At 58.2% G+C, this 411-nt stretch carries 1 protein-coding gene; it reads left to right on the top strand.

Annotated features, from left to right (window positions below):
* Positions 1–411 (top strand): ABC transporter substrate-binding protein (locus tag EN925_RS39365; protein WP_245487500.1); only part of this gene is annotated, 411 nt, incomplete at both ends.

Here is a 411-nt window from a genome sequence, read left to right as displayed (position 1 = left end):
GCCATGAAGACTATTGCCCCTTCACCAAGAATCCGGGCGCCAAATGGTCGGCCCCCGACCTCGACAAGGCAAAGCAGCTCGTCGAGGACTCCGGCACCAAGGGCCAGAAGGTGACGATCATCGTCGAGGACACCGCCATTTCGCGCTCCATCGGCGTCTATCTGCAGAGCGTGCTGACCAGCATCGGCTATGTCGCCGACGTCAAGCCGATCTCGTCGAACATCCAGTTCACCTACATCCAGAACACCAACAACAAGGTGCAGATGTCCGTCACCCAGTGGTACAAGGACTATCCGGCGGCTTCGGACTTCCTGAACATCCTGTTCAGCTGCGCCTCTTTCCGCGAAGGTTCGGACGCCTCGATCAACATCGCCGGCTTCTGCGACAAGGAAATCGACGCCAAGATGCAAA

The organism is Mesorhizobium sp. M7A.F.Ca.US.006.04.2.1, from assembly GCF_004022915.1.
GTDB classification, from domain to species: domain Bacteria; phylum Pseudomonadota; class Alphaproteobacteria; order Rhizobiales; family Rhizobiaceae; genus Mesorhizobium; species Mesorhizobium ciceri.
The sequence above is the reverse complement of the archived record's forward strand: the minus strand, read 5'-3'. Positions and strand labels throughout refer to the sequence as shown.